Below are 17,659 nucleotides of genomic sequence, written 5' to 3' on the forward strand. Positions count from 1 at the left end.
GAACGCCTTGATCATCATTCCCCCGCTTGTCCGGTTTGTGGGGAATCATAATCATTTGAGAAACTTGGGCCGGCGCTATCCGGGAACTGCGTCGCCGGCCTCGAACCGCTCCCGGGTCAGGAACGCCAACTGTGCGCGCTTCTCCGGCAGGTCGATCTCGTCGGCGAACGTGAAACCCTCCGTCCGCAGACGACGCAGCGCGGCGTCGTTGCGCACGTCCGGCTCGGCCACCACCCGCCGCGCGGCCGGGTCCCGCAGCAGGAACCGGATCAGCGCCGGCACGACGGCCGAGGTGAGGCCGCGCGCGTAGCGCCGGGGCGGGTTGAGCAGCAGGTGCATCCCCACGTCGCCGGGCTGCACCGGGTAGCGCTCCCCCACCGGGTCCGCCTCCGGCCGGTAGGTCTGGAACAGCCCGACCGGCTCGCCGTCGAGCCGGATCAGGTACGCGTGGTGGGTGTCCAGGCCGTCGAGGAAGGCGTAGACCTCGCGCACGTCGTCGAGGGTGTGCGAACCCATGCCCCAGAACCGGTTGCGGGGCAGCGTGACCCAGCCGTACAGCAGCTCGGCGTGCCGGTCGGGGCGCACCGGCGCCAACGCCAGCTCGCCGAGGTCGGGGTTCCGCTCCAGATGGATCACGAGGTCGTCCTTCGACAGGGGCCCGGCGGGCACCGGGATCAGCGTCCCGGCGGCCCAGTGGGCGAGTTGGTCGGTGAAGTGCGGGTCGCCGGGTCGGCCGGAAACCCCGAACGGGACGATCCAGCGGCTGGCCGCCCGGTCGGTCAGGTCCCACACGTAGCGGGCGACCGGGCCGCGCCAGCAGGCGTCGGAGACGCCCGGGACACTGGAGGTGGCCAGCACGCAGTCGGTGTCACCGCCGAGCGCCACCGCTCGCACCGCATCAGCGGTCGAGGCCACCACGCCCAGGTGCACCGGGTGCAGCACGTGCCGCCGGCCCCACGGCTCCGGCGCCGGCCCGGCGGCCACCTCGGTCAACGCCCCGGCGGCGAGCGACACGACGTCGACGTCGAGGGCCCCGAGCGACGCGCCGCCGGACGCGGCGACCCGGCGCGACGCGGGACCGACGCCGGGCGCGGCATCCCCGGACGACAGGTGGTCGCCGCCGGGGGCGGGCGGCCCGTCGACCAGGTGGTCCAGCGCCAGGCCGATCCGGGTGGCCGGGTCGGTCCAGGGGGTGAACAGCTCGTCGTACCCGGACGGCTCGTGCAGCGCGCGCAGCGACGGGTGCGCGCACAGCCGGCGGGCGAGCGCGGCGCGCCACGCCGCGTACCCGCCGGCGTCGACCGAGTCGGCCGCCAGCATGCCGTCCCAGGCCAGCAACCGGTGTCGCAGGGTACGCGCCGGCGCGTCGAGCCGGGCCGGGTCGAGCCGGTCGAGCAGCCGGCGCAGCGGTGTCGCCGGGAGCCGGGCGTCGGTGTGCACGGCGGACGCCTCGACGCCGGCGGCGAGCAGGTCGCGGATCCGCCGGGCGCGGTGCGGCGGCGCGAAGTCGACCCCGTGCGCGGCGACGTCCGGGCGCCGGTCGTTGGCGCAGACCGCGACGCCGTCGACCTTCTCGTCCACCGGCGGCAGGTAGTCGCCACGCCAGTGGTGTCGCGCCTCCCAGCCGGGCACCGGCTCGCGGCGGCACCGCTCGTCGCGTACCGGAACCAGGCCGGCGACCAGGCGGCGGACCGCGCCGCCGGTGTCGGCGGCGAGCACGCTGTTGACCGGCTCGACCCAGTGGCGCAGCGCGTCCGCGACGTCGCCGGCGTGCCGGGCGCGCAGCAGCGGCAGCAGCGCCTCGAAGCCGAGGCGGGCCTCGACCCGGCTCGGCGTGCGCAGGCTGAGCGCCTCGCCGGTGACCCGGTCGTGGTCGATCACCGGGCCGCGCGGCGTCTCGACGATCTCGACGGGCTCCGGGTCGCCGCCGCGCACCTCGATCTCCTCCACGTGCCGCGCGACCGGCGCCCAGCCGGACGGGCCGCGCGCCAGCACCCGGTCCCCGTCGCGGCGTAGCTGCTCGCGGTAGAGATCCTGGTAGTCGGCCATCGCGTTGGTGACGGCCCAGGCCACCTGGCCGGTGTGGCCGAAGTGCGGCAGCCCGGGTACGCCGGGAAAGGCCAGCCCGACCACGTCGAACTCCGGGCAGGCCAGCCGGATCTGCTGGTAGACGCCGGGCAGTTCGAGCAGCCGATGCGGGTCGCCGGCGAGCACCGGGCCGCGTCCGGTGGCCGGGTCGGCGGGCCGCGCCCAGGCGTTGCTGCCGGCGGAGGCCGGTCCCTCCACGGCGAACCGGCCGACCGCGTGCGGACCGAGCGTGCGGGTGACGTGCGCGTGCCAGAGCTTGTTCGGGAAGGTGGAGAAGAGCGCGTGCTGGACCAGGAACACGCCCAGCGGCGTCCACGGGCGCCACGGCTCGGGCGCGCTGCCGGTGGCGGCGTACTCGGGTGCGGCGGCGGCGCCCTCGGCGAGGCCGGAGTTGACGCCATCGACGTACGCCTCGACCCACCGGCGGGTCGCCGGGTCGAGCCGTTCGTGGCAGCGCCGGGCGGTGTCGTCCAGCCGGGCCCGCCGGGCGAACCGGTCCCAGGCCAGCTCGGCGGCGCCGACGTGCGCGGCCAGCCGGCCTTCGGACCGCCACCGCTCGACGCCGAGCTGCCAGGCCCGGTCCCGCGCGGTGACCCGGCCCTGCAGGCGCGCGAGCGCGTCCACGTCGTCGGCCCACAACTGCGGTACGCCCCAGCGGTCGCGCTCGACACGCATCCCGACCCCCTTGCTTGATAGTTAGGTGAGCCTAACCTAATCTGACTGCCGCGCGGCGGTCACCGCGCCCCCTGTCCGCACGACCATCGGGACGTCGCATGAGTTCGATCGGCAGCGCCGCACGCGCCCACCTGTTCCACGACGGCACCGCCGAGCGCTACCGGGACGTGCTCGCGCGCGGCGTCGACCGGGTCGCCCGCCGGGTCGGTGAGGTGGACCGGCCGGGCACCGGCGTCACGCCGGAGGCGCTGGCCCCGCTGGTCGGCGCGATCGACCTGGACCGGCCGCTGGGCGACACCGACGCCGCCCTCGACGAGCTGCACGACGTGTGGCTGCGCGACGCGGTGTGGTTCCACCACCCGCGCTACCTGGCCCACCTGAACTGCCCGGTGGTCATCCCGGCGCTGCTCGGCGAGGCGCTGCTCAGCGCGGTCAACCCGTCGCTGGACACCTGGGACCAGAGCACCGGCGCCACGCTGATGGAACGCCGGCTGATCGGCTGGACGGCCGGGCGGATCGGGCTCGGCGCCACCGCCGACGGCGTGTTCACCAGCGGCGGCACCCAGTCCAACCTCCAGGCCATGCTGCTGGCCCGGGAGGAGGCGTACCGCCGGGTGGTGGGCGGCGCCGCCACCCGCCCGGCCCGGCCGGAGGTTCTCGCCCGGCTGCGCGTCATCACCTCGACCGCCGGCCACTTCAGCGTGCAGAAGGCGGCCAAGCTGCTCGGCCTGGCCGCCGACGCGGTGCTCACCGTGCCCACCGACGCGGGCCGGCGGATGCGCACCGACGAGCTGGCCCGCACCATCGACCGCTGCCGGCGCGACGGGCAGGTGGTGATGGCGGTCGTCGCCACCGCCGGCACCACCGACTTCGGCACCGTCGACCCGCTGCCGGAGATCGCCGACATCTGCACCGCCGCCGGCATCTGGCTGCACGTGGACGCCGCGTACGGCTGCGGGCTGCTGGTCTCCCCCACCCGCCGGCACCTGCTCGACGGCATCGAGCGGGCCGCGTCGGTGACCGTCGACTACCACAAGTCGTTCTTCCAGCCGGTCAGCTCCAGCGCGCTGCTGGTCCGCGACGGCCGGACGCTGCGGCACGCCACCTGGCACGCCGACTACCTCAACCCGGCCCGCGCCGCCGAGCAGGGCATCCCGAACCAGGTCGACAAGAGCATCCAGACCACCCGCCGGTTCGACGCGTGCAAACTCTGGCTGACCCTGCGGATCATGGGCCCGGACGCGATCGGCGTGCTCTTCGACCAGGTCGTCGACCTCGCCGCCGAGGTCTGGCGACGCCTCGACGCCGATCCCCGCTTCGAGGTCGCGGCCCGTTCCCAGCTCAGCACCGTGGTCTTCCGGCACGTACCGCCCGGCGCCGACCCGAACCTGGTCGACGAGGCCAACCTGCACGCCCGCGAGGCCCTCGCCGCCTCCGGCGCGGCGCTCGTGGCCGGCACGAAGGTCGACGGCGCGCACTGGCTGAAGCTGACGCTGCTCAACCCGGAGACCACCGTGGACGACGTCACCGCCGTGCTCGACCTGATCGCCGGCCACGCCGCCTGGTACGCCCGGACCGCCGCCGCCGCGCTGTCCCCGGTCGGCTGAGGAGCGCCCATGTCGACGTACGACTTCATCGCCGTCGGGCTGGGCCCGTACAACCTCGGCCTGGCCTGCCTCACCGCGCCCATCGACGACCTCGACGGGCTGTTCCTGGAGGCCCGCGACGGCTTCGACTGGCATCCCGGGATGCTGCTCGAATCCACCCGGTTGCAGACGCCGTTCCTCGCCGACCTGGTCACCCTCGCGGACCCCACCTCGCCGTACTCGTTCCTCAGCTATCTCAAGGAGACCGGCCGGCTCTACCCGTTCTACATCCGGGAGAGCTTCTTCCCGCTGCGCGCGGAGTACAACGCCTACTGCCGCTGGGCCGCCGGCAAGCTGCCGAACCTGCGGTTCCGGCACACCGTCACCCGGGTCGAGCACGACGGCGACCACTACCTGGTGCGGGCCGACACCCCCGACGGGCCGGTCACCCACCGGGCCCGGCGCCTGGTGCTGGGCACCGGCACCCCGCCGTACCTGCCGCCGGCCTGCGACGGGCTGGGCGGTGACCTGATCCACAACTCGCGCTACCGGGAGCACCGGGAGGGGCTGCGGGCCAAGCGCAGCATCACCATCGTCGGCAGCGGCCAGAGCGCCGCCGAGATCTACCACGACCTGCTCGGCGACATCGACACGTACGGCTACCAGCTCACCTGGGTCACCCGCTCGCCGCGGTTCTTCCCGCTCGAATACACCAAGCTGACGCTGGAGATGACCTCACCGGACTACGTGGACTACTTCCACGCGCTGCCCGAGGCGACCCGCTACCGGCTGGAGACCGCGCAGAAGCCGCTGTTCAAGGGCATCAACGCCGACCTGATCAACGACATCTACGACACGCTCTACGCCAAGAGCCTGCACGGGCCGACGTCGACGCGGCTGCTGACCAACACCGAGCTGGTCGACGTGGAACACGCCGACGGGCGCTACCGGCTCGGGCTGCGCCACACCGAGCAGGGCCGGGAGTGCACGCTGGACACCGAGGGCCTCGTGCTGGCCACCGGCTACCGCCACCGGGTGCCGGAGTTCCTCGCGCCGGTGCGCGACCGGCTCCGCTGGGACGCGCACGGCCGGCTCGACGTGGCCCGCAACTACAGCGTCGACCACACCGGCCGGGGCGTGTTCCTGCAGAACGGCGGCACGCACACGCACAGCATCACCTCGCCCGACCTGGGCATGGGCCCGTACCGCAACTCGTGGATCATCCGGGAGCTGACCGGCCGCGAGCACTACCCGATCGAGAAGCGCATCGCGTTCCAGGAGTTCGGGGTGGCCTCGTGAGTGTCTTCACCCGTCTCGACGCGCGGCTCGGCGCGTTCACGCTGCGGCCCCTGGACGCCGACGCGGACGCGGCGCTGCTGCACCGCTGGGTCACCCACCCGAAGGCGGCGTTCTGGCTGATGCAGGGCGCCGACGTGGCGGGCGTCGCCGCGGAGTACCGGCGGATCGCCGCCCACCCGCACCACGACGCGTACCTCGGCTCGTGGCGCGGCCGGCCGGCGTTCCTGGCCGAACGGTACGACCCGGCCCGGGTGGAGCTGGTCGGGTTGTACGACCCGGAGCCCGGCGACGTCGGCATGCACTTCCTCTGCGCGCCCACCGACACCCCGACGCACGGCTTCACCCGGGCGGTGCTCACCACGGTGTTGGCCTGGCTCTTCGCCGACCCGGCCACCCGCCGGGCGGTGGTGGAGCCGGACGTGCGCAACACCGCCGTGCACGCGCTGAACGCCGCCGTCGGCTTCACCGTCGTCGGCGAGATCCGCAAACCGGAGAAGACCGCGCTCCTCAGCGTCTGCACCCGCGAGCAGTTCCGGACAGCCACCGAAGGAGACACCCCCGCGTGAACGCGACCGCATCCGTGGACCACCTGACCCCCGAGGCGTGGGCGACCGCCAACCGGCTGCTGGTCCGCAAGGCGCTGGCCGAGTTCGCCCACGAACGCCTCATCACACCCGAGCCCGCCGGCCCGGGACGGTGGCTGGTGCGCGGTGACGACGGCGCGGTGGAGTATCGGTTCGCCGCCGAGCTGCTCGCGCTGGACCACTGGCAGATCGACGCCGCCAGCATCACCCGACGCCGCGACGGCGTCGAGCTGCCGCCGGACGCGGTCGACCTGTGCCTGGAGCTGCGCGGCACGCTCGGTCTCACCGACGCGATCCTGCCGGTCTACCTGGAGGAGATCACCTCCACCCTCGCCGGCGCCGCGTACAAGCTCGGCAAGCCGGCGGTCACCGCCGCCGAGCTGGCCGCCGCCGACTTCCAGACCGTCGAGACGCAGATGACCGAGGGCCACCCCTGCTTCGTGGCCAACAACGGGCGGATCGGCTTCGGCGCGCACGACTACCACCGGTACGCCCCGGAGACCGCCGCCCCGGTCCGGCTGCTCTGGCTGGCCGCGCACCGCGACCACACCACGTTCACCTGCGCCGCCGACCTCGACCACGACACGCTGATGCGGGCCGAGCTGGGCGAGGACGCGCTGGCCGGATTCGCCGCCACGCTCACCGGGCTGGGCCTCGACCCGGCCGACCACCTGCTGATCCCGGTGCACCCGTGGCAGTGGTGGAACCGGCTCGCCGTGACGTTCGCCGGCGACGTGGCCCGGCGGCGACTGGTCTGCCTCGGCGAGGGGCCGGACACCTACCTGGCCCAGCAGTCCATCCGGACGTTCTTCAACGTCAGCGACCCGGCGAAGCACTACGTCAAGACGGCGCTGTCGGTGCTGAACATGGGCTTCCTGCGCGGGCTGTCCGCCGCGTACATGGAAGCCACGCCGGCGATCAACGACTGGCTGGCCGAGCTGATCGACGCCGACCCGGTGTTCGCCCGTACCGGACTGACGATCCTGCGGGAGCGGGCCGCGATCGGCTACCGGCACCGGCAGTACGAGGCGGCGACCGACCGGCACTCCCCGTACCGGAAGATGCTGGCGGCGCTCTGGCGGGAGAGCCCGGTGCCCGGCCTGGCGCCCGGGCGGCGGCTGGCCACCATGGCGTCGCTGCTGCACCTCGACCGCGACGGCCGCCCGCTGGCCGGCGCGCTGGTCGACTCCTCCGGGCTGGCCCCGGCGCGGTGGCTGCGCCGCTACCTGGACGCCTACCTGGTGCCGCTGCTGCACAGCCTCTACGCCCACGACCTGGCGTTCATGCCGCACGGCGAGAACGTCATCCTGGTGCTGGACGGCGGCGTGGTGGAGCGGGTGATCTTCAAGGACATCGCCGAGGAGATCGTGGTGATGGACCCGGACGCCGACCTGCCGGAGCCGGTCCGCCGGGTGCGCGCGTCCATTCCGGACGACGAGAAGGTCCTGACCATCTTCACCGACGTGTTCGACTGCTTCCTGCGGCACCTGAGCGCGGCCCTGCACACCGCGGGCGTGCTCGACCAGGACGACTTCTGGCGCACCGTCGCCGAGTGCGCCACCGACTACGCCGCATCGGTGCCGCACCTGGCCGACCGGATCCGCCGGCACGACCTGTTCGCGCCGGAGTTCGCGCTGTCCTGCCTCAACCGGCTCCAGTTGCGGTACAACCGGCAGATGGTGGACCTGGCCGACCCGTCCGCCGCGCTCCAGTTCGCCGGCACCCTGGCCAACCCGCTCGCGCGCTTCACACCGCCGGAATGAACCCGCGCGGGTCATCCTGATCCGTCGCCGCGGGCCTGCCGGTGGGTGTCCGGGACGCCGGGGAACGGCCCTCGGCCAGCTCCGACAACGTGCCGAGCCGGCGCAGCCGCGGTGGCTGGTAGTCGGTACCCTCCGGAACCTCCTCGACGGGACCCGGTACGGGATCGGTGCTCATGACGACTCCTCGGGGGTCTCCGGCGTCGGCCGGACCTGGCCGCCGGACCCGTGTCTCAGACCTGCTCCACCAGGTCGGCCGCCTCCAGGTCGGCCAGGAAGGAGCACACGTCGGCCGTCGCCCGCTCCCGCCCCACCCGGGCGCGACGGACCAGCACGTCGCTCAACTGCGCTGCGGTGGCGCCCGCCACCAGGTGGGGCCAGAGCGCCGTGGCCCAGCGGTCCAGCGTGAAGTAGACGGACCGGCCGATCTCCAGCAGCACCGTCTCGTCCCCGCTCGTCCGCCAGGCCACCCGGTCACCCCGGACCCGGTACACGACGGACGGGTCGCTGTTCACCGCGTCGCCTCCAGGTCGGGTAGTCCGGGCGTGGCCGGGAGCCCGGCCAGCCACACCTGTTGCCACAGCGCGGTCGGAGATCCAGGCGGACAGCGGGGGCACGGGACCGGCCGACCGGGGTCGGCATCGTCGCCTGACTCCGATCGACCGGCCGTATCCGCCGAGCCGGGGACGGCGGCTCGGGCAGGGCAGACGCTAGGGCCGGGAGCGGGTGCCGTCCCGGGTGGCGGAACAGTCGGGTACCCGACAATTTCGCCCACGGCGTCGCGTAACCGCAAAGCCGTCTTTCCTCTGCGGAACCGGTTCGCCGTGCTGCCGCCGAGCGGAGGGACGAAGGATTGTTTCCGGCCTACGAATTCCGCCCCCGTCCACCGTCGCGCTGCCATTCGCGAAACGGATAGGTGGCTTCGGAAAGCGGATCGACTGCTTCACTCGGCGTGTCGCGTCCGTCGTCACCTCACGGTCAGACCGTTGCCGACCGACAAGTAGCCCGTTCATCCGAGCGGACGGAACCGGACCGGCTCATCGGGAGGGAAGACGTGAACCAGCTACGGACGGCCCTCAGCATCGCGCCAGGGCCGGTAGCGCGGGATGTCGTCGCGACGACAGACCCCGAACACGCCCACCACCTCATCGCGGGCAGGTATGGCGAACACCGGGCCCGCGTCTCCGGGCGGCTAGACCGCTTTCGCTATCGGCGGCGCCGGATGACCGTGGACGACCTGGAGATCGACGAGATCCGCTACACGTTGGACACCCGCGCGGACACCTCGCCCTATCCGGGCTTCGCGGCCGTGACCGTGACGAACGGCCGATCCGCCGCGCTCGCGCCGCTGTCGCCCACGATGACCCTGCCCTACCTGCCCGGGCCGCCGGGCGTACGCCCCGCGCTGGTGCGTCGGGCCGCCGAGTACATCGAGGCGCACGCCGCGCAACCGCTGACCGTGGTCCGGATCGCCGCGGCCTGCGAGGTCGGCCCGCGCGCGTTGCAGGCGGCGTTCCAGCGGCACCACGGGCAGAGCCCGATAGCGTTCCTGCGCGCGGTCCGGCTGCGCCGGGCGCACCGGGAGCTGACGCTGGCCGCGCCGGGGCAGACCGTCGCGGGGACCGCCCGTCGCTGGGGCTGGGCCCACCCCGGACGGTTCGCCCGGGCCTACCGCGAGGCGTACGGCTGCCACCCCGGCGACACGCTCCGCGGGGCGGGAGTGGCGAGCCCGGCGGAGCGCAGTCGGTGACGGACCACTCGCCGGTGCGGCGGACCGAGCTGTCCACCCGGGACCCCGACGTCGCCCGCGAGGCCATCGCCGAGGCGTGCGGCGAGCACCACCCGCACTTCCGTGGCAGTCGGCGTGACTTCCGCTTCACGATGCGGATCGTGCAGGCCGGTCCGCTCGCCCTGTACCGGGCCGCGCACTCCATGGACGCGTGGACCGAGGCCGGGCCGTACCCCGATTTCATGGCCGCGCACGTGGTCGCGGGCCGGTTCCGGTTCGTCGACCGCGACGAGGAGCTGCTGCTGCCGGCCGGCGGCGTCGGCCGCTATCCGCCGGGCCGGTCGGTGCTGCACTGGACCGACGTGGTCGGCACCACGGTCCGGCTGCCGCTGGAGCAGGTGGCGCGGGTCGCGGACCGCCAGGTGGAGGCGCATCCGCGTGCCTTCCGCTTCCTCGGCCTCGCGCCGGTGTCACCGGCCATGTCGCACGCCTGGGCGCACCTGTCCACGTTCCTCCACCGGATGTCCGTCACGCCCGGCGAGGGCCTCGAACAGCCGCTGGTGCGGGCGTCCCTGACCGATCTGGTGGCGACCACCGCGCTCGCCGTCTTCCCCAACACCACGATGACCGCGGCGTACGTGCCGGAGCCCCGCCGGGTCGCGCCGTCGGTGGTCCGCCGTGCGCGGGCCTACCTGGAGGAGCACGCCGCCGAACCGGTCACCGTGGCCCAGGTCGCCGCCGCCTGCGGCGTCGGAGCGCGCGGCCTGCAGGCCGCGTTCCAACGACACGTCGGCCACAGCCCGCTGGCCTACCTGCGCCAGGTCCGCCTCGCCCGCGCCCACCGCGACCTGAACGCCGCCGACCCGGCCACCGGCGAGACGGTCGCCGGGATCGCCCGGCGCTGGGGCTGGACCAGCCCCGGCCGCTTCGCCGCCGCCTACCGCGAGACGTACGGCAGACCACCCAGCGAGACGCTGCGGGAGTGAACACACAACACGTCCGTCGGTGACGCGTCGCGGGCCGGATCCTTTCCCCGGAGGAGGTCCCCGAGCAGACGGAAGGACGGCCCATGACGACCGGAGGGAACACCGCGCCGACGCGGCGGCACGAGCTGGCCACCCGGGATCCCGACGTCGCCCACCACGCCATCGCCCGGGCGTACGCCGAACACCAACCGTGCTTCGCCGGTTCCCGGCGCGACTTCCGCTTCGCGTTGCGGACCGTGCAGGCCGGGCCGCTCGGCCTCGACCGGATCGCGCACTCCATGGACGCGCGGGCGCGCACCGGGCCGTACCCCGATTTCATGACGGTGCACGTGCTGCGCGGCCGGTTCCGGTTCCTCGACGGCGACCAGGAGCTGCTGGCGCCGGCCGGGACGGTCGCCCGCTACCCGACGCGGCCGTCGGTGCTGGGCTGGACCGACGTGGTCGGCACGATGATCCGGCTGCCGCACGAGCAGGTGGCGACCGTGGCGGCCACCCGGACGGACATCGCCGCGCGCGACTTCCGGTTCCTGGGCCTCGCGCCGGTGTCGGTCGGCATGGCACAGGCCTGGGCGCGGCTGTCCGCGTTCCTGCACGGGATGACCGTGGAGGGCCTCGAACAGCCGCTGGTGCGGGCGTCCCTGGCCGACCTGGCGGCGACGACCGCGCTCGCGGTGTTCCCCAACACCAGCATGACCGCCGACTACGTGCCGCAACCGCGCCGGGTCGCGCCGGCCGTGGTCCGCCGCGCCCGGGAGTATCTCGACGAGCACGCCGCCGAGCCGGTGACCCTGGCCCAGGTCGCCGGCGCCTGCGGCGTCGGACCGCGCGGACTGCAGGCCGCGTTCCGACGACACGTCGGCCACAGCCCGCTCACCTACCTGCGCCGGGTCCGGCTCGCCCGCGCCCACCGGGACCTGGTCGCCGCCGAGCCGGGCGGCGACGAGACGGTCGCCGCCGTCGCCCGCCGCTGGGGCTGGACCAACCCCGGCCGCTTCGCCGCCGCCTACCGCGAGACGTACGGCAGAGCGCCCGGGGACACGCTGCGCGGATGACCGATCAGCACTCGGCCCGGCCGGCCCGCCAGTACCCCATGAACGCCACCGCCCGCCGGTCGAGCCCACGGTCGGTGACCAGGTGCCGGCGCAGGCCCCGGATCACCGCCGCCTCGCCGGCCAGCCAGGCGTAGACCGCCGCGCCGTCCGGACGCTCCGGCACCTCCCAGAGGATTTCCCGGTCGACGTCCACCTCGGCCGGCGGGCCGACCGGCGGCTCGGCCGGAGCGGGCAGCAGCCGGGCCGCCAGCTCCGTCACCGCCGGGGTGAGGCGACTGCCGTGCGGGGCGCCGCCCCGGGGCAGCCAGGTCACCGTGACGCCGGCCGGCACCCGACACGGCAGCACGTCGCCCGCCTCCGGCACCTCCACCAGGGCGTGACCGTGCGCGCCGGCCGGCAACCGGTCCAGGATCGCGCAGATCGCCGGCGCGCCGGTCTCGTCGCCGGCCAGCAGCAACGTCGCCCCGGCCGGCGGCCGGAACTCGACGCCGCCGTGCGCGCCCGGCCAGCCCGCGTCCGGCCCGACCAGCGCCAGCCGGTCGCCGACGCGGGCCCGCCGCGCCCACCGGGTCGCCGGGCCGCCGTCGCCGTGCAACGCCAGGTCCACGTCCACCTCGTACGCCTCCGGCCGGGCCGCCCGGACCGTGTAGGTGCGGATCGGGCTGCGGTGCTCCGCCGGCAGGTCCCGCCACCGCTGGTACCAGTCGGGCCCGCCGGGCAGCTCCACCGGCACGCCGTCGGCCACCGGGAGCGCCAGCTTGATCCGCTGGTCGTACCCGTTGTCGGCGAACCGGTCCAGGTCCGCTCCGGTGAACGTGACCCGCAGGAACGACGGGCCGAGCCGGCGCAACGCGCGCACCTCGACGGTGAAGACGCGCCACGGCGCGACGGCCAAGGTGCTGGTCATGGTGACTTCCTCTCGGTGTGCTCAGCGGACGGCCCCGGCGCGGGAGCGCCACAGCAGCCAGACGAAGTAGGGGGTGCCGATCAGCGCGGTGACCAGCCCGGCCGGGATCTGCGCGGGCGCGATGACGGTGCGCCCGAGGGTGTCGGCGAGGCTGACCAGCGTGGCGCCGAGCAGCACCGCGACCGGCAGCACCCGGGTGTGCCGGCCGCCGACCAGCGCCCGCGCGGCGTGCGGCGCGACCAGGCCGACGAAACCGATCACGCCGACCGCCGACACGGCGGTGGCGGTGAGCAGCGCCGCCAGGCCGAGCGCGACCAACCGGGCGCGCTCCAACCGGACGCCGAGCACCCGGGGCGTGTCGTCGTCCAGGGCGAGCAGGTCCAGCTCCCGGCGCACGGCGGCCACCACCGGGACGGCGACCAGCAGCGCGAGCGCCACCGGCAGGACCTGCGGCGCGGTGCGCCCGTAGGTGGAACCGGACAGCCAGGTCAGCGCCTTGCCGGTGTTCCACGGGTCGGAGGAGACGACGATGAACGTGATCACCGCGGCGCCGCCCTGCCAGACCGCGAAGCCGATCAGCACCAGCCGGTCGGAGTTCAGCCCGCGACGCCGGGCCAGCCCGTACACCAGCGCGAACGCGGCGACCGCGCCGAACCCGGCGGCGCCGGAGAGCGCGAGCACCCCGGCCGCCGGGACGAACGTCAGCAGCGACACCGCGCCGATGCCCGCGCCGCCGGTGATGCCGAGGATGCCCGGCTCCGCGAGCGGGTTGCGGCAGACCGCCTGCACGGTGGTGCCGGCCAGGGCGAGCGCCGCGCCGGCCAGCAGCGCCGCCGCGACGCGCGGCCAGCGCGCGTCCAGCACGAAGGTGTACGCCGGCCCGGTGCGATCCTGCACCCAGTTGACGACGTCGCCGAGCAGCACCATGGTGTCCCCGGCGAGCATGCCGAGCAGCAGCGCCGCGACGGCCGCCACCGCGCAGGCGGCAACCACGGCGGTGTGGAAGGCGCCGGATCGTACGGCGGCGTGGCCGCCCGGCGGCTGCCGGGTGGGACCGGCGTCGCGGTGCCGGCGGGCCAGCCAGACCAGCAGGACCGCGCCGAAGAGCGTGGTGACCACGCCGGTCGGCACCTCCACACCGGCCTGCCCGCCGAGCACGGCCCGCAGCAGCACGTCGGAGCCGAGCACGACGATCACGCCGACCAGGCCGGAGAGCGGCAGCAGCACCCGGTGCCGGTGGACCTCGGGCACCCACCGGCCGAGCAGCCGGACGATCACCGGCGCGGCCAGCCCGACGAAGCCGATCGGCCCGGCCAGGGTGACCGCGGCGGCGGAGAGCAGCACCGCGAGCAGCACCACCCAGAGCCGGGTGCGGCGCACGTCCAGCCCCAGCACGGTGGCGGTGTCGTCGCCGAGGGCGAGCAGGTCCAGCCGGTGCCCGAGCGCGACGAGCACCAGCGCGGCGACCGCGATCACCGGGGCGAGCTGGGTGAACGCCACCAGGTCGCCCTGCACGAGCGAGCCGTTGCCCCAGGCGAACAGCCCGATGGTGGCCTGTTCGAAGAGCAGCAGGAGCAGCATGGTGAGCGAGGCGAGCGCCATCGCGGTGGCCGAGCCGGCGAGGATCAGCCGGGTGGTCGCGGCCTGGCCGCCGGCCGACAGCAGCATCACCAGCCCGGCCGCGGCGAGCCCGCCGCAGAACGCCAGCCCGCCCGCGGGCAGCGCCGGCAGCGCGATCCCGAACGCGGCGGTGGACACGATCGCCAGGTGCGCGCCGGCGTTGACGGCGAGCGTGTCCGGCGAGGCGAGCGGGTTTCGGGTGGTCGACTGGAGGGCCGCGCCGGCGAAGCCGAGCGCGACGCCGACGGCCAGCCCGACGAGCAGTCGCGGCAGCCGGGAGGCGACCAGCACCCGGGCGGTCTCGTCGTCGGCGTCGGTGAGCAGCCGGAGCAGGTCCGCCGCCCCGACCGACGAGGTGCCCTGGGTGAGGTGCACCGCGGTGATCGCCACGAGCAGCGCGGCGGCGAGGAGGAACGCGCCGGCGACCCGGCGGCGGGCGGGGGGTGGCCCGACCGGGGCCGGCCGGGTGGCCGGCTCCGGTCGGACGGTGGCGATCATCGGAGGTCAGGCCGTGTAGACGGCGACGAGCTGGTCGACGTACTGCTTCGCGGAGAGGGGGCCGCCGAACGTCCAGATGCCGTCCGGCATCTTGTGCAGCTTGTTCTGCTGCACGAACGGCAGCGAGCGCCAGATCGCGTTGCCGGCGAGGCCGTCGGCGAAGACGTCCTGCCCGTCCGAGGCGTTGTAGAAGAAGTGCAGGTCCTGGCCCTTGAGGACGGTCAACCCCTCGACGTCGGTCTGGCCCAGCCCCCACATCGGGTCGGTCTTGCCGGTCCAGGCGTTCCTGAGGCCGAGCTGGATGCCGAGCTGGGAGACGAGCGCGCCCTGACCGAACATCCGGATCGACACCGTGCTGCCCTCCTTCCAGCCGTCGGCGAAGGCGAACTGCCGGCCGGCCGCGCCGGCGTCGGCGATCTTCTTCCGCCCGTCGGCGAGCGCGGCGTCGAAGTCGGCGAGCAGCTTCTCCGCCTGGGCGGTGCGGCCGGTCGCGGTGGCGATCATGGTGAGGTCGGACCGCATCCGGCCGAGGTTGTCGGCCGCGTCGCTGCCCTTGGTGACCAGCACCGGGACGTACTTCTCCAACTGCGTGACGATGGCCGCGCCACGCTCGGCCTCCATCACCACCAGGTCCGGCTGGAGCGCCACGACGGCGTCGACGCTCGGCTCGCCCCGGGTGCCGACGTCCTTGACGCCCGGGTCGAGCGGCGCGGCGGTGACCCAGGTGGCGTACCCCTTGGGGTCGGCCACGCCGACCGGCATCACGCCGAGGCCGACAAGCATCTCGACCTCGCCCCACTCCAGGCCGACGACCTTGGTGGCCGGGTTCTTCAGGGTGATCGCCTTGCCGCGGCTGTCGGTGACGGTCACCGGGCCGGTGGCGGCGGCGGAGGAGGTGGACGGGGCGGCGGCGGGCGCCTCGGTGGTGCCGCAGCCGGCGATCAGCAGCGCGGTCGCCGCGGCGGCGAGGAGGGTGAATCGGGTGCGCAACATGGGTTTCTCTTCTGTAGTCAGGACTTGGTGTGTTTGCCGACCGGGCGGGTGGAGAGCCGGCCGGTGACCGGGTCGACGGTCACCTCGACGCGGATGCCGTACGCCTCGGTGAGCGCCGCCTCGGTGAACACCTCGCGCGGGGCGCCCGTGCCGCGCACCCGGCCCTGGTGCAGGAGCACGACCTGGTCGGCGACGGCGGCGGCCTGGTTGAGGTCGTGCAACACCACGCCGACGGCGACGCCGGCGGTGTCGGCGAGTTCCCGCACCAGGTCGAGGATCTCCACCTGGTAGCGCAGGTCGAGGAACGTGGTGGGCTCGTCCAGCAGCAGCACCGCGGTGTCCTGGGCCAGGCAGGTGGCCAGCCAGACCCGCTGGAGCTCGCCGCCGGACAGTTCGTCGACCGGCCGGGCGGCCATGGTGTCGACGCCGGTCACCGCCATGGCCCGGTCGATCGCCGCCGGCCCGTCCGGGTCGCCGGCGCGCCACCGCTGCCGGTACGGGTGCCGGCCGTAGCCGACCACGTCCCGGACGGTGACCCCGCTCGGGGTGGGGCGGCTCTGCGCCAGCAACGTGACCCGGCGGGCGAAGTCACGGGCGGACAGCGCCCGCGCCGGCGTGCCGTCGGCGAGCACGATCTCGCCGTGCTCCAGCGGGTGCAGGCGGGCCAGCCCGCGCAGCAGCGTCGACTTGCCGCTGCCGTTCGGGCCGACCAGCGCGGTCACCGCCGCCGGCCGCAGCGTGATGTCGGCGTCGTGCACCACAGTGGTCCCGTGGTAGCCCAGCCGCAGCGCACTGCCCCGCAGGCCGTCGGCCCGCACCGTTCCGCTCGTCACGAAGGTTAGGCTAACCTAACTGCTGATCACGCTGTCAAGCCGCCTCGGAATCTCGCTTCGGGTTCTCGCGTCGACCCGCCGACCACGTCCTCGACGTGCCGGCGCGCTGCCACCAACGCGGAGCCGACCAGGGCGGGATACCTGTTGAGGAACGCGACGTGCGCGCCGTCGTCGTGGAGCGGCTCGCGGGCGAAGTCGGGGTCACCGGCCAGGTAGGCACAGACGAAGCACCGGCCGAATCGCGCCCGGCGCTGGTAGGCCGCCAGATCCCACGGCTCCCGCGCCCCGGTCATCCCCCACAGCCCTCAGGGCTGGCCTACATATGTCCCACGTTGCGGCACGGTGTAGACCAACCCGCGTTCACGCAGTTCGGCCACGGCACGGCGGGCGGTTCCCCGCGCCACGCCGAACTCCTGCACGATGGCCGCCTCGCTCGGGATCGGCCGGTGCGGCACGAGCTCACCGGCGGCGATCCTCGCCGCCAGAACGTCCGCCACCTGCCGGTAGACGGGCACCGGTCCGTCGGGGTCGATCATGGGGCCGACGCTAGTTGACACGGGACGACAGCGGTTCTGCAGATACGTCTCTAGACGTCCATGCTTGTATAGCCCTACCCTGAGGTGTGAGCTCGTGACCTCGGGTCACCCTGCGGGCTTTCGAGGAGCGGTCCGGGTGTCTGATCGGGGATCGGCGCCCGGACCTGCCGTTCCAGGAGGCAGCCATGATCGAACGAGACGTGCCCCGCTCCGAGTGGGTGCCGGAGCTGGCGAAACGGATCATCCGGCGGCACTGGATCCTGGGCTACTGCGACCGTTGCCGGGACCGGTCCGGCGACTGCGCATCCCTGCGCTGGGCGCGGGACCGCCTCAGGACCCGCCGCCTCCCCGACGACCCGACACCCACCCCTCAACCACCGCACCCGCTCACCCCCTACCCACCCCGTGACCCCGCCGCCCGCTCGCGCCGATCTTGCGGTTGCGGCCCCTGACTCGTACCTCTTGTCGGGTTTGTGGGGGCGGAAACCGCAAGATCGGCGACGCGGGACGGGC

At 74.3% G+C, this 17,659-nt stretch carries 17 protein-coding genes and 1 pseudogene; 8 read left to right on the forward strand and 10 right to left on the reverse strand.

The features are described from left to right. Window positions 1–75 precede the first annotated feature (75 nt). Together ACGFI2_RS06055 and ACGFI2_RS06060 are read right to left on the reverse strand one after the other, a co-directional pair. Window positions 76–636, reverse strand: a complete 561-nt coding sequence (locus tag ACGFI2_RS06055; protein WP_393511645.1) for a GNAT family N-acetyltransferase — start codon at window positions 634–636, stop codon at window positions 76–78. 30 nt (window positions 637–666) lie between these two features. Beyond that, window positions 667–2,763: pseudogene (locus tag ACGFI2_RS06060) on the reverse strand (penicillin acylase family protein); the annotation flags it as partial. A gap of 98 nt (window positions 2,764–2,861) precedes the next feature. On the opposite strand from ACGFI2_RS06060, the gene ACGFI2_RS06065 reads away from it, so the two are divergent. The 4 genes from ACGFI2_RS06065 to ACGFI2_RS06080 are packed head-to-tail and all read left to right on the forward strand — an operon-like array spanning window position 2,862 to window position 7,995. Then, a complete protein-coding gene (locus tag ACGFI2_RS06065) occupies window positions 2,862–4,370 on the forward strand; it encodes a pyridoxal phosphate-dependent decarboxylase family protein (RefSeq protein ID WP_393511366.1) in 1,509 nt (502 codons plus the stop codon). Window positions 4,371–4,379: 9 nt separating this feature from the next. After that, on the forward strand, window positions 4,380–5,648 hold the full coding sequence (locus tag ACGFI2_RS06070; protein ID WP_393511369.1) for a lysine N(6)-hydroxylase/L-ornithine N(5)-oxygenase family protein: 1,269 nt from the start codon (window positions 4,380–4,382) through the stop codon (window positions 5,646–5,648). Then, on the forward strand, window positions 5,645–6,214 hold the full coding sequence (locus ACGFI2_RS06075) for a GNAT family N-acetyltransferase (RefSeq protein ID WP_393511372.1): 570 nt from the start codon (window positions 5,645–5,647) through the stop codon (window positions 6,212–6,214). The genes ACGFI2_RS06070 and ACGFI2_RS06075 overlap by 4 nt, the downstream gene beginning before the upstream one ends. Next, window positions 6,211–7,995, forward strand: coding sequence for an IucA/IucC family protein (locus ACGFI2_RS06080; RefSeq protein WP_393511375.1), 1,785 nt, complete (start codon window positions 6,211–6,213; stop codon window positions 7,993–7,995). Before ACGFI2_RS06075 ends, ACGFI2_RS06080 begins: the two co-directional genes overlap by 4 nt. On the opposite strand, the gene ACGFI2_RS06085 is transcribed toward ACGFI2_RS06080, so the two are convergent. Then, window positions 7,979–8,170, reverse strand: a complete 192-nt coding sequence (locus ACGFI2_RS06085) for a hypothetical protein (protein ID WP_393511378.1) — start codon at window positions 8,168–8,170, stop codon at window positions 7,979–7,981. The genes ACGFI2_RS06080 and ACGFI2_RS06085 overlap by 17 nt on opposite strands. Window positions 8,171–8,225: 55 nt before the next feature. Further along, window positions 8,226–8,507: a PqqD family protein gene (locus tag ACGFI2_RS06090; RefSeq protein ID WP_393511381.1), complete on the reverse strand. Its 282-nt coding sequence runs from the start codon at window positions 8,505–8,507 to the stop codon at window positions 8,226–8,228. A gap of 707 nt (window positions 8,508–9,214) precedes the next feature. Between ACGFI2_RS06090 and ACGFI2_RS06095 the strand changes: the two genes are divergently transcribed. From ACGFI2_RS06095 to ACGFI2_RS06105, 3 genes are all read left to right on the forward strand, one after another. After that, window positions 9,215–9,742 carry a helix-turn-helix transcriptional regulator gene (locus tag ACGFI2_RS06095; protein ID WP_393511384.1) on the forward strand — a complete coding sequence of 176 codons (528 nt, stop codon included), beginning with the start codon at window positions 9,215–9,217 and terminating at the stop codon, window positions 9,740–9,742. Beyond that, on the forward strand, window positions 9,739–10,707 hold the full coding sequence (locus ACGFI2_RS06100; protein ID WP_393511387.1) for an AraC family transcriptional regulator: 969 nt from the start codon (window positions 9,739–9,741) through the stop codon (window positions 10,705–10,707). The genes ACGFI2_RS06095 and ACGFI2_RS06100 overlap by 4 nt, the downstream gene beginning before the upstream one ends. A gap of 83 nt (window positions 10,708–10,790) precedes the next feature. Further along, the gene (locus ACGFI2_RS06105) at window positions 10,791–11,759 is read left to right on the forward strand and encodes an AraC family transcriptional regulator (protein ID WP_393511390.1); all 969 of its coding nucleotides are present in this window, start codon (window positions 10,791–10,793) and stop codon (window positions 11,757–11,759) included. Between the two features lie 4 nt (window positions 11,760–11,763). Here the strand turns inward: ACGFI2_RS06105 and ACGFI2_RS06110 are convergent, their stop codons facing one another. The 6 genes from ACGFI2_RS06110 to ACGFI2_RS06135 are packed head-to-tail and all read right to left on the reverse strand — an operon-like array spanning window position 11,764 to window position 17,146. Continuing rightward, complete coding sequence (locus tag ACGFI2_RS06110) at window positions 11,764–12,666, reverse strand: siderophore-interacting protein (RefSeq protein WP_393511393.1); 903 nt, start codon at window positions 12,664–12,666, stop codon at window positions 11,764–11,766. A gap of 21 nt (window positions 12,667–12,687) precedes the next feature. Beyond that, window positions 12,688–14,784, reverse strand: coding sequence for an iron ABC transporter permease (locus ACGFI2_RS06115; protein WP_393511396.1), 2,097 nt, complete (start codon window positions 14,782–14,784; stop codon window positions 12,688–12,690). Between the two features lie 6 nt (window positions 14,785–14,790). Then, window positions 14,791–15,777, reverse strand: coding sequence for an ABC transporter substrate-binding protein (locus ACGFI2_RS06120; RefSeq protein WP_393511399.1), 987 nt, complete (start codon window positions 15,775–15,777; stop codon window positions 14,791–14,793). Window positions 15,778–15,794: 17 nt separating this feature from the next. Continuing rightward, window positions 15,795–16,595 carry an ABC transporter ATP-binding protein gene (locus ACGFI2_RS06125; protein WP_393511648.1) on the reverse strand — a complete coding sequence of 267 codons (801 nt, stop codon included), beginning with the start codon at window positions 16,593–16,595 and terminating at the stop codon, window positions 15,795–15,797. 41 nt (window positions 16,596–16,636) lie between these two features. After that, window positions 16,637–16,903 (reverse strand): hypothetical protein, encoded by a 267-nt coding sequence (locus ACGFI2_RS06130; protein ID WP_393511402.1) that lies wholly within the window; start codon window positions 16,901–16,903, stop codon window positions 16,637–16,639. A 12-nt stretch (window positions 16,904–16,915) separates the two neighbouring features. Beyond that, window positions 16,916–17,146, reverse strand: coding sequence for a GntR family transcriptional regulator (locus ACGFI2_RS06135; protein ID WP_393511405.1), 231 nt, complete (start codon window positions 17,144–17,146; stop codon window positions 16,916–16,918). 185 nt (window positions 17,147–17,331) lie between these two features. Here ACGFI2_RS06135 and ACGFI2_RS06140 point away from each other — a divergent pair, with 185 nt between their 5' ends. Beyond that, the gene (locus ACGFI2_RS06140) at window positions 17,332–17,598 is read left to right on the forward strand and encodes a hypothetical protein (RefSeq protein ID WP_393511408.1); all 267 of its coding nucleotides are present in this window, start codon (window positions 17,332–17,334) and stop codon (window positions 17,596–17,598) included. Window positions 17,599–17,659: the final 61 nt, after the last annotated feature.

Source organism: Micromonospora sp. NPDC049282 (assembly GCF_043197045.1).
Classification (GTDB): Bacteria; Actinomycetota; Actinomycetes; order Mycobacteriales; family Micromonosporaceae; genus Micromonospora.

Excerpts from the sequence above, each read along its gene's own strand:
- ACGFI2_RS06065 (WP_393511366.1), top strand. The coding sequence starts at position 2,862 with ATGAGTTCGATCGGCAGCGCCGCACGCGCCCACCTGTTCCACGACGGC.
- ACGFI2_RS06070 (WP_393511369.1), top strand. The coding sequence starts at position 4,380 with ATGTCGACGTACGACTTCATCGCCGTCGGGCTGGGCCCGTACAACCTC.
- ACGFI2_RS06085 (WP_393511378.1), bottom strand. The coding sequence starts at position 8,170 with ATGAGCACCGATCCCGTACCGGGTCCCGTCGAGGAGGTTCCGGAGGGT.
- ACGFI2_RS06095 (WP_393511384.1), top strand. The coding sequence starts at position 9,215 with ATGACCGTGGACGACCTGGAGATCGACGAGATCCGCTACACGTTGGAC.
- ACGFI2_RS06105 (WP_393511390.1), top strand. The coding sequence starts at position 10,791 with ATGACGACCGGAGGGAACACCGCGCCGACGCGGCGGCACGAGCTGGCC.
- ACGFI2_RS06110 (WP_393511393.1), bottom strand. The coding sequence starts at position 12,666 with ATGACCAGCACCTTGGCCGTCGCGCCGTGGCGCGTCTTCACCGTCGAG.
- ACGFI2_RS06115 (WP_393511396.1), bottom strand. The coding sequence starts at position 14,784 with ATGATCGCCACCGTCCGACCGGAGCCGGCCACCCGGCCGGCCCCGGTC.
- ACGFI2_RS06120 (WP_393511399.1), bottom strand. The coding sequence starts at position 15,777 with ATGTTGCGCACCCGATTCACCCTCCTCGCCGCCGCGGCGACCGCGCTG.
- ACGFI2_RS06130 (WP_393511402.1), bottom strand. The coding sequence starts at position 16,903 with ATGACCGGGGCGCGGGAGCCGTGGGATCTGGCGGCCTACCAGCGCCGG.
- ACGFI2_RS06135 (WP_393511405.1), bottom strand. The coding sequence starts at position 17,146 with ATGATCGACCCCGACGGACCGGTGCCCGTCTACCGGCAGGTGGCGGAC.
- ACGFI2_RS06140 (WP_393511408.1), top strand. The coding sequence starts at position 17,332 with ATGATCGAACGAGACGTGCCCCGCTCCGAGTGGGTGCCGGAGCTGGCG.